The sequence below is a fragment of the Lacticaseibacillus rhamnosus genome (assembly GCF_900636965.1).
Lineage (GTDB): Bacteria > Bacillota > Bacilli > Lactobacillales > Lactobacillaceae > Lacticaseibacillus > Lacticaseibacillus rhamnosus.
The window spans coordinates 2949358-2958767 of sequence record NZ_LR134331.1 but is presented as its reverse complement, the minus strand read 5'-3'; the positions used below and the strand labels follow the sequence as shown (position 1 = coordinate 2958767).

Sequence of the window (9410 nt, the reverse complement as noted above, 5' to 3'; positions counted from 1 at the left end):
ACGATGAGTTCTACTCATGTGGTGGGATCTTTTGTTATGGCAAAAACTAGGCGCAAAAGCTTACAGTGGTACCGCTACGCCTTGGGTTAACCCTGATTTGATTTTGGCAAAAGCCGGGTCTGTTAGGAAAGCACTGATGAGTTGCCGCATATTGATGTTACTATCCTGAATCTCCGGCATGTTTGGCGTAATGGTTGTGCCTGTCACAGTAAGATTGTACTGGCTGGCGAGACTGGTGATAGCTTGCTTGGACTGATACATGTTGTAGAGTTTAACGGTTTCACCCTGAATAAAGGCGTAGAACATATAATCGGATTGATTCACAGACGGAATCGTCTCGGAAAAGACGATTAATTGTCCACTGGCGCCAGATACTAGATGATAGCTGTATGTTTCATCGGTACTGTTGGCATATTCAGCCACTTGATAAGTTTGCAACCCGTTCATGGTCCAGTACATCGTGAAAAGTAGGGCAGCTCGGTCGGCATCGGTCAGGTTTGCCAATGCGACAGCCGGGGCAAGTGGTGCCTTTTTCATGTCATCAATCGGGTAGGTTGGCTGCGTGGTTTGCGGTGTTGAACCGGAGCTTGCATTGCTTGTATTTGACTCGGTGTTTACTGATGGAGCCGAGGTACGACTTGAGCTGGGGGATGCAGGAACCGATTGAGACTGTGGTTGTGATGTTGCGTTGTTTGGCGTTGGAAGCCAGTCGAATAGACCGGTTAAGGCAAGAAAGATGATACCGACGATGAGCACTGCTTGAATACCGAGCTGTAAATGATACTGATTTTGAAGTAACACAGCGGGCGTCCAGAAAAGGTCAGTGGGGCCGCTGGCGTGTTCGCTGTCTGCTTTAACTAGTTTCTGGTAACGCCACCGTGACAGGTACAACCAAACGACTCGACTCACCAGTGCCAGCAACATGCCGATCAACAAAGAAGTGTTTTGAATGGTTGTATTGAGCTGTGAAGAAACATGGAGCGCTTGACCGCGAAGTAACGAATTTCCCAAGCTAACCGTTGAATCAGGTTGAAAGTGAACAACGACGGCGTTGACTAAGCAGATGGCAGCGAGGATATCCGAGACAATGGCAGTAGTGCGTAAGTTGCGCTGTCGATGGTTAGCGCGAAAAATACCGCGCATGTAAACACTGCGAGCCCTGCGAATTTGATTGGGAAACATCATTTTGTGCTGTGTGAGCTGTTGATCAACGATGCGATTGGTGTTGAGATACTGTAGCAATGTCAGGATCAGTAACACGATAATTAATAAGCTGAGAAAAAGATAAAGCGCCATGGATATCTCCTTTAGGTTGGACGTGTTCTGATTATAACCCACATCGTTATCTGCCATGAGCTATCTTGGTCATGATAGCAAAAACCGTCGCGACTTTTGCGCGACGGTTTCGTTATGCAGTTTTCATTTTGTTTCGTAGGCTAGGCGTTCGACCAAGGTAGCAAAGTTGGTTAGATTTTCGTAAAATGCGTGTTTGGCAATCGGAGCAAGTAATTTTAGTGGCAGATGGGTATCAGTTGATTCAGGTACAGCCAAGGTTTCCGTCACAACCGTTTGATCGTCAGCGGTGGTGAATGTAAACGTCAAGTCATAGGCAAGACGGCCTTCAGTACTATGGTAAGTGATACTGTCAGCGGCTGTTGTGACAGTGATCATTTCGGACTGATTAAGTGCGGTTGTTTGACGAATAATCTGAAATTGATTTTGGTCTTCAGTGACTGTATCGATTTCCGGAATCCACTTAAGCATTTGCGTTGGATCGGCAAGCATAGCCTTGACCTCGGTTGCATTTGCGTGAACGGCGATAACATTGGTAAATAAGTTTTTCATCATCATGGAGCTCCCTTCTTTTGATACTTTGAGAATAAGCAGAGAAGGGACTTTATAAAAATAAGAATGCTGATATTTTAGAAGTCGTGGAAAATCGTATCCCCAAAAAGCTCTTTAAAAATCGCCGCTCGCTGACTTGCTTCACGTTGCGTGTCAGCATTCTTGAGCTTTTGTGCAGCAGATGCAAGTAGGTAGTAATCGTTGGCCAACATATAATGAGAGCCGTGTGCAGTTGCAAAATCGATCCCTGCCTGCAGTTGGTTGGCACATGCAAGATAGTCGCCTGCTTTATATGCAGTGTATGCATGAAGGTAGAATAAACTATTTAGATTTGGTGCATAAGCGGTTGTTTCAAGTTCTTCAAAGGCGGTTGAAAAATCGCGGTCGGCTGCTTTTTTCTGACCGGCAGTCGCTTCTATAACGGCCTTTGTCGCAAAACTTAAGCGATCTAGCACTGTCAATGGTGTACCGGCACTGTGCTGTGCTAAAGCCAGTTGAATATGCATCAGTGCTGATTGATGATGGGTTTGATATTCAGCGATACTCAAGTAGTAATAGTAAGCTTCGGTTTGCGCGGCAGTTGCAATGGCTGCTGAAGTAGTGGGTGATTGCAAGAAAGCTAATAACGCCTCATATTCATGAGCATTACATAAGCGATCCAACTTAGCATTCAAATCAGCGGTCTGACTAATCGCGTAATTTTCCGCCAAACTTAAGGTTTCAAGACTCAGACCAAGGCGCCGGCATAAAGCTAGTGTCAGCGCTACGTTAGGGATGTACTTGTCATGTTCGATTGCGGAAAGCATGGCTTGTGAACAGATCCCAGTAGCAACAGTCTTCTGCGTTAGTTTTTGAGCTTTGCGGGTTTGTTTCAGGATGCTACCGATAGTGGTTGTCACAAGTTGTCCTCCTTTGACGTGTTGGCAAACAGCCGCATATTGCAAGCAGCGAACGAACCATCTGTGCTTACTAATAGACGAATCGGAAATATTAGTATTCTTATTATATCTTGCCTGACGGACTCGCTAGACTTGGCGTATCAATATACGAGGGAGTCCTTAAAATGAAACAGATTATTCAAACGAATTACAGTGGTATTGATGGCTTGAAAATTGTCGACAAGCCTAAACCTGCAGTTTCACCATTGAGTGCTTTGGTTCAAGTGAAGTATACACCTGTTTTGCCATATGATTGGATGACAGAAGAAGGCAAGCTAAAACAAATGCGTCCGGTCAAACTACCATTGACTGTAGGCTATGCGTTTGCGGGCGTGGTTCAGGCAGTGGGTCTGTTACGCGACCGACATTTGGTAGGACAAAATGTGATCGGCGTGCAACCAAGCGGCGCCAATCAAACGTATCTTGATTCACGATTGCCACCGTTTCTTTTTCCTGTGCCAGCAGCAACAACTTTGCAAGCGGCAGCCACGCTTATTGGCGGTGCCGATGCTGCGATGTTAGCAGTCCAGACGGCAGCGGTTGAAGCGGGAGATACAGTTTTAGTAACAGGCGCTTCAGGAGGGGTAGGAACATATCTGATTCAGTTATTGAAAAAACGACAAGCCCGGGTGATCGCACTTGCTAGTACGATCAATCATGACTTTGTCGCTTCTCTTGGCGCAGATATCGTTGTGAATTATGAACATGACTTGGCAGCGCAACTGCATCGGGTGACGCCTCCAAATAAGATTATTGACACTGTAGGGCAACCGCAATTGTTGCACTTACTTGCTGAAATGTTTGACCAGTTTGCATTATTGTCCTTGTCAGTGCCTGACTTTCAGTTACGTAAAGCCGGCCAAACATTTCGATTTACCAATGGCACGATAGGGATTAATGGCTACCGACAATTACTCATGATGTTAGCCGATGGAACGTTAACAGCGCATATCCAAACGGTTTATCCATTTGAAAAGATTCGGGAAGCGCAGTGGCAATCCAAAGTCGCACATTCGCAAGGACGGATATTGGTAAGTTTCTAGCGGCCATCTAAACACTACGATTTCAAAATATCAATCAAATTCTTGTTAGCCGCACTTTTTGCCGGTAGCAAGCCGAAGACGATCCCGACGATGCTGGAAATTGCAAAGGTTCCGACAATCGAGCCAACCGTGACAACCGGTTTGAAGGGTAGGAACATGGCGATGAGCCACGCATCCATGGCCCCGACAAGTAGACCGATGATGCCACCGGTTAGTGTTAACATGACGGACTCTAGCAGAAACTGTTTCATAATTTCGGCCGGTGTGGCACCGACTGCCATTCTGATCCCGATTTCCTGCGAACGTTCTGAGGCCGAGATGTACATCATGTTCATGACGCCGACACCGGCAATCAAAAGGGAAATTCCGGCAATGGCGCTGACAAACAAGGTTAAGCCGCTGATGACGTTACCGATTCCCTTAAGCAGTTCGCCGTAATCGAAGTATTCATAGCTGCCACTGCGATGTTCACTGCCGGATTTCTTTAACTGCTTCACGACATTTTTGGTCAGTTGGCCGACATCACTGCCGCGTTTGTAGGTGATGGCAAGTTTGCGTCCTTCTTGTGAAAGCTGACCGGCGCGATAGGCTTTTTCCGGAACCAGAACTTCGACGTCTAATGCCGAATAATTAGACTTGGGTGGGCTGAAAACCCCAGCGATATTGTAACTTTTAGTGCCTAGGATTAGTGAAGAGTGTAAGGCGGCAGAATTACCATGGAAAATCTTCTTGGCCAGATTCTTGGAAATCAAGGCGTCCTGACCGTCTGCTTGTAAGGAATCCTGATTAAAACCGGATCCGGCGATAAGCGAAACGTTGGGTTTGGTTTTATTCACTAAAGTCACTGACATGGTGGTGTCGGCATTTGCTAATTGCCCCATGACTTGCAGACGTTCTTTTTCATGTTTGATGACGACTTTTTGGATTTTATCCGGTGCGGTTTGCTTGGCAAGGGCGACATCGCTTTCCTTAAAGCCCGCATCGGCGTCACCGCTGCTGTTGGGATTAAAGGTGATTTCGGCGGTTTGTTGTCCCTGTGTATCTGCTTGCAGGTTTTTGACGGTCGCGGCTTTGATGCCGTTACCTAACGACAGGATGGTCACCACTGAGGCAATACCGATGATAATCCCCAGCATGGTCAGGAAACTGCGCCGCTTGTTAGCTGCCAATGCGCGAAAAGAAATTCGAATCAGCTCAGTTAGTCGCATGGGCCACCTCCGTGTCACTGATGATCTGGCCATCCAGGACCTTGATCATACGGTCACTTTCCAGCGCCACATGTTCATCATGGGTGACCATAATGATCGTACCGCCTTGTCGGTGCAGTTTTTTGAAAAGTTGCATAATATCTTCTGAAGTATGGCTGTCTAAAGCGCCGGTCGGTTCATCGGCAATCAGAAATTGCGGCGAATTCGCCAGCGCGCGGGCAATGGCCACACGTTGCTGCTGGCCACCGGATAAATTGCGCGGCAGCTTATCTTCGACTCCCGGAAGGCCAACCGAATCGAGCAGCTCGGCGATTCGTCCTTTAACTTCTGATCGGCGCTTACCACCATAACTTAGAGGAATGAGGACATTTTCAAATATATTCAGATTATGGATCAGACTGAAGTTTTGAAAAACAAAGCCGACATTACGATTGCGCATATGTGAGGCGGTTGTGGCATTGAAGTTGGCGACATTTTCGTCTTCAAAAAGATATTTGCCCTCAAATGCCGTATCAAGAAATCCAATGATGTTGATCAGCGTTGTCTTTCCGGATCCGGAAGGCCCCATGATCGCGACAAACTCGCCTTGGTCGATGTGCAGATTAATATCCTTGAGAACGTGAAAAGCGGTATCACCTTGGCCGTAACTCTTATTGACATTTTGAAGGTCAATCATCGACAGTCACCTTCGCTCCGTTTTTGATTGACTTGGTCGGACTTTGGAGGATGCGATCGCCGCTGTCGAGACCTTCAGTAACTTCATACATGTTGTCTTTTTTGGTATAAGTGATCTTAGTCCGGACAGCACGACCATTGACGACTTTATAGACAGCACCTTGACGGACAGCGGTTTTAGGGATCTCGAGGCCGCCTAATGGCAAGATGATGCTGACAGACTGACCATTGAGGAAGCCTTGATCCAGTTTGGCCGTCACTTCATATTTAGCCAGATTCGGCTTACTGGATTTGGCGGGATCACTACTAATAAAATCAATCGCCGTTGTTTGTTTCGTCTTCGTTGAAAGTGCCTGGACGGTTGCGCTTTGTCCCACTTTGACATCATTGTAATCAAATTCGGACACTTCGCCGACTGCCTCCATGTCTGAAGAGGTTTCCGTGATGCTTTGACTGCCATTTGATTGATAGTCGATATATAAGCGGCCGGCAAAAGGCGCTTTAACGGCGGTGTTTAGATCCTGTTGCAATTGATTCAGCTCCTGTGTGGCTTGGTCAACACTTGCAGCTGCATCCTGGCGATTGTTTTGGGCTTCCGTAAGTTGTGACTGAATCTCGGATTTTTGTGGATCGTCTGCAGCCAGTTGATTCAGCGATGTTTTCAGTTGGTTAATTTGGTCATCCAATTGCTTTTGGCTGCGTTGCTGTTTTGCGAGTGATTGCGTGGCAGTGGCAATCTTTTGCTGGACATCGGGATGATAGACCGTCAATAACTGTTGGCCTTCCGCGACCGTGTCCCCGTTTTTGACGGTGAGATTTTGGACGGTGCCTTCTGGAATATCGATCTTTTGCGAACGGACAGCTTGTACCTGGCCGGATAACCGCAACTCATGGCGTTTGACCTGATAAGTCGTGAGGGTAGCCGGCGCAGTTGTCGGTTTTGTTTGCTTCTGCTGAGTTACGAAAAAGATAATCGTAACAACGATGACTGCCAAAACGCCGATTCCGATAATGACCAGTCGTTGTGAGATGCCTTTATGCTTGTTCTGTCTGTTTTTCATCATGCTGCCTCCGTGAAAACGTATTTCGTCACCGTGCTGTTGGTGTCAGTATACGGATTGAATTGGTTAACGTCCAACCATAAACTTTGTGAAGTTCATGATGTTTGGTTGATTAAGAAACTAGCTCGTGATGATAAAAACGTTTATAAAATCATAAGAATATACAGGGGCAAACACTGTCACCAGTTCGACTATGCCAATTGAGTCTTGGCGTCAAGTTGATGGTTGAAATAACAGATTTCACCAAAAACCGGATGTTAAGATTTTTTGAAAAAGTTCCACGTGAAACCAAAAACGAGTGAATCTCCGTTTTTTATTCTCCAGAGACTCACTCGTTTTTAATTGGTTAGGGATGATGACAATAACCCAAACATAGCAGATTAAATGCTTGAATTTCTATTGAAAGACTGCGGGAACGCAATAATATTATGGTGATTCACATACTGATGCTGTGGCTGATATTTCTCAAAAAAGTTACTATCCAGAGCAAAAAGGCGGGTAACAAATGTAGGTCGGACATGTAGTCTTTGATAAAGATCATTGAGCGTTAGTATGTGCTGATTAAACAACAGTGTGATCAAAGCACGCAATTTGCCGGGGCGTACGGGGATCAACTGATCATCTAGAGGTTCCATTAATCGGTATCCTTTTTTATTGCGTTGCCCAAAGAAATAGCGCTGTTCTTGATAACTCATCAGCCCAAGATCATAGGCGTGCATTGCCATAGCAACAATTGAAACCTGATATTTACGTTTTAAGTCAAGGTAGTAATCAGGATTTGAACGGCGATACAGCGCCTTGAAATCATGTGTAAAGTCTTCAAGTGGCAGAAGTAATTCAGCAGCAAATGTGTGGGCTTCGTGCTCAATTTGCTTATATTCGGAGGGGGTTAATTCATCGAAATCAAGCGTCTTGTGGAGCAGTAAATGACCTAATTCGTGGGCAAGATCAAAATTACGCCGAACTGCTGATTTCTTGATGGAACCCAATACAATCCAGGCACGGCCGCTGTCAGCAATCGTTGAATAGGCATCAATATCACTACCGAGATCTTTTTCAACAATATAAATGCCTATTTGTTCAAGCTTGGCCATTAAGTCATGATTATCCTGAAGTTTTAAAAAATTTCGTGCTACTTTTGCCACTTTGCGAATCGGTGAAGGCTCATGCTGATTTAGTACCAACTGATGGACCAGTTTTTGAAGCTGATCAAATCCGGTGGGGCTGGTGCGGACGAACTGTTCAAAATAACTTGTCAGGTCATCGGCAAAGTCTAAGTAGCGTGCTTCTAATTTAGTCTTTTTGCGACTTGAATGGTCAGATGTTCTGAAGGCTATTTTTTCTTCATGGACAACGTGTTTCGGGGCGCTTCCGCTTATTAAAAAGAGCATTTCGACGTTAAAAATTTTTTGAAATGTGTTTAGAATTTCTATTTTCGGCATGACATTGTCGTTTTCGTATTGCCAGACAGCCTGCTGGGTGACGCCAATGACATCACTTAATTCTTTACGTGTATAGCCGTTTAATTCTCGTAGGGCCTGGAGTTTTGAACCAATAAACATATTAATTGCCGCTATTCAGCGTCTGCCTCCATTTCTGTTTCCGGATCAGCATTAATTTCGTAGCCAAACAGGGTGTTTTGTTCATATGCTGCGTCGGGCACCTGATCAGACTGAATCGGCTCAACTTCCTCAAGGCTGATCTGGAATGGACTGTGTTTGATTAAAGGGGTTAAGTCTTGAATGGGTTTCAAAGTCATTTCGGTTTGATTCGGCATCGTTAGTTCAATATGCTTGATCATTTTGCTGTCGTTATCTACCGCGTAAGTCACAATGTAGAATTTTGAGAACGGTGATGATTTTTGAGCTGTTTGATTCATGAGACTTACAACAGCATTGTTGGTATCAGGCAAAGCTAGTTCCAGCTGAATGACGCCATTAGTTTGCCGACTGCTTAGTAAGCCGGCTGCACTCAACTCATTATTGATGCCGGCTAATTGATAAAGATAATTATTTTTGTCTACAGTCGTATTCGTATTATTGAATCGACGCTTTAGCTGCCGCGCATTTTTAACAATGATCAATGAGCGATGATTGCTTTGTTCGTGGATAAATTGAATGTATTCCCAAGCGTATCCGGCCTTATCGGGTTGACTACTAATTGAAGGTTCCTTACTGACTAGTTCGCTAATCTTAGAGTCGATGAAATTGCTCCGGGTCCAGGCAAACGCACCGCTAATAGTCAAAGACTGCTGTTTCTGCTTACGCTCAGCAAGGTAATCCTTATAGCCGCCCATTAAACCATCAACCAACTGTTGTGCGATCGAAGCAGGGATTTCCAAATGATGCATACAAACGCCCCCTCTGTGATTTTTGCTTAATTTTATCATAGAAGTTTAAATGTTACCGCAAATAACGACTATTTTTTAAAGTAAGCACCTAAATAGGGCATGAATATGAAAATCGACCTTCGAGTGACAAGATACGTCTTCTCGAAAGCCGATTAGCTTAGCAGGATGTACATAGCTTATTAATGCTGGTTTCTTTCTTAGCGTGCTTTTCAGTGGCAGTCGGTAGCTTGGCTAGGTTGTCAAAATATCACTGGGCGTTGTGACATTCGATAGATACCAAGCAGATCGTA

The 9410-nt window shown here is 45.2% G+C and carries 9 protein-coding genes; 1 reads left to right on the top strand and 8 read right to left on the bottom strand.

Translation table 11 applies throughout. From position 1 onward, the window contains the following. Nucleotides 1-60: 60 nt before the first annotated feature. From EL173_RS14890 to EL173_RS14880, 3 genes are all read right to left on the bottom strand, one after another. Nucleotides 61-1296, bottom strand: coding sequence for a hypothetical protein (locus EL173_RS14890; RefSeq protein WP_014571735.1), 1236 nt, complete (start codon nucleotides 1294-1296; stop codon nucleotides 61-63). Nucleotides 1297-1419: 123 nt separating this feature from the next. Beyond that, on the bottom strand, nucleotides 1420-1851 hold the full coding sequence (locus EL173_RS14885) for an SRPBCC family protein (RefSeq protein ID WP_005690452.1): 432 nt from the start codon (nucleotides 1849-1851) through the stop codon (nucleotides 1420-1422). Between the two features lie 71 nt (nucleotides 1852-1922). Beyond that, entirely contained in the window at nucleotides 1923-2744 is an 822-nt protein-coding gene (locus EL173_RS14880; RefSeq protein ID WP_014571734.1) for a helix-turn-helix transcriptional regulator, read from the bottom strand. 164 nt (nucleotides 2745-2908) lie between these two features. Here EL173_RS14880 and EL173_RS14875 point away from each other — a divergent pair, with 164 nt between their 5' ends. Continuing rightward, a complete protein-coding gene (locus EL173_RS14875; RefSeq protein ID WP_005690455.1) occupies nucleotides 2909-3826 on the top strand; it encodes an NADP-dependent oxidoreductase in 918 nt (305 codons plus the stop codon). Between the two features lie 14 nt (nucleotides 3827-3840). Here EL173_RS14875 and EL173_RS14870 read toward each other — a convergent pair whose 3' ends face one another. The 5 genes from EL173_RS14870 to EL173_RS14850 all read right to left on the bottom strand — a co-directional run bounded on the left by EL173_RS14870 (nucleotide 3841) and on the right by EL173_RS14850 (nucleotide 9120). Continuing rightward, entirely contained in the window at nucleotides 3841-5034 is a 1194-nt protein-coding gene (locus EL173_RS14870; RefSeq protein WP_005690456.1) for an ABC transporter permease, read from the bottom strand. After that, on the bottom strand, nucleotides 5021-5710 hold the full coding sequence (locus EL173_RS14865) for an ABC transporter ATP-binding protein (protein ID WP_005685721.1): 690 nt from the start codon (nucleotides 5708-5710) through the stop codon (nucleotides 5021-5023). Before EL173_RS14865 ends, EL173_RS14870 begins: the two co-directional genes overlap by 14 nt. Beyond that, complete coding sequence (locus EL173_RS14860; protein WP_005690458.1) at nucleotides 5703-6773, bottom strand: efflux RND transporter periplasmic adaptor subunit; 1071 nt, start codon at nucleotides 6771-6773, stop codon at nucleotides 5703-5705. The genes EL173_RS14865 and EL173_RS14860 overlap by 8 nt, the downstream gene beginning before the upstream one ends. A 377-nt stretch (nucleotides 6774-7150) precedes the next feature. Further along, entirely contained in the window at nucleotides 7151-8332 is a 1182-nt protein-coding gene (locus EL173_RS14855) for a spr1629 family repressor/antitoxin (protein WP_005690460.1), read from the bottom strand. An 11-nt stretch (nucleotides 8333-8343) separates the two neighbouring features. Beyond that, nucleotides 8344-9120 carry a spr1630 family ClpXP-sensitive toxin gene (locus EL173_RS14850; protein ID WP_014571732.1) on the bottom strand — a complete coding sequence of 259 codons (777 nt, stop codon included), beginning with the start codon at nucleotides 9118-9120 and terminating at the stop codon, nucleotides 8344-8346. Between the last annotated feature and the right edge of the window lie 290 nt (nucleotides 9121-9410).

Coding starts and splice junctions, on each gene's coding strand:
- EL173_RS14890 (WP_014571735.1), bottom strand. CDS start 1,296: ATGGCGCTTTATCTTTTTCTCAGCTTATTAATTATCGTGTTACTGATC.
- EL173_RS14885 (WP_005690452.1), bottom strand. CDS start 1,851: ATGATGATGAAAAACTTATTTACCAATGTTATCGCCGTTCACGCAAAT.
- EL173_RS14875 (WP_005690455.1), top strand. CDS start 2,909: ATGAAACAGATTATTCAAACGAATTACAGTGGTATTGATGGCTTGAAA.
- EL173_RS14870 (WP_005690456.1), bottom strand. CDS start 5,034: ATGCGACTAACTGAGCTGATTCGAATTTCTTTTCGCGCATTGGCAGCT.
- EL173_RS14865 (WP_005685721.1), bottom strand. CDS start 5,710: ATGATTGACCTTCAAAATGTCAATAAGAGTTACGGCCAAGGTGATACC.
- EL173_RS14860 (WP_005690458.1), bottom strand. CDS start 6,773: ATGATGAAAAACAGACAGAACAAGCATAAAGGCATCTCACAACGACTG.
- EL173_RS14855 (WP_005690460.1), bottom strand. CDS start 8,332: ATGTTTATTGGTTCAAAACTCCAGGCCCTACGAGAATTAAACGGCTAT.
- EL173_RS14850 (WP_014571732.1), bottom strand. CDS start 9,120: ATGCATCATTTGGAAATCCCTGCTTCGATCGCACAACAGTTGGTTGAT.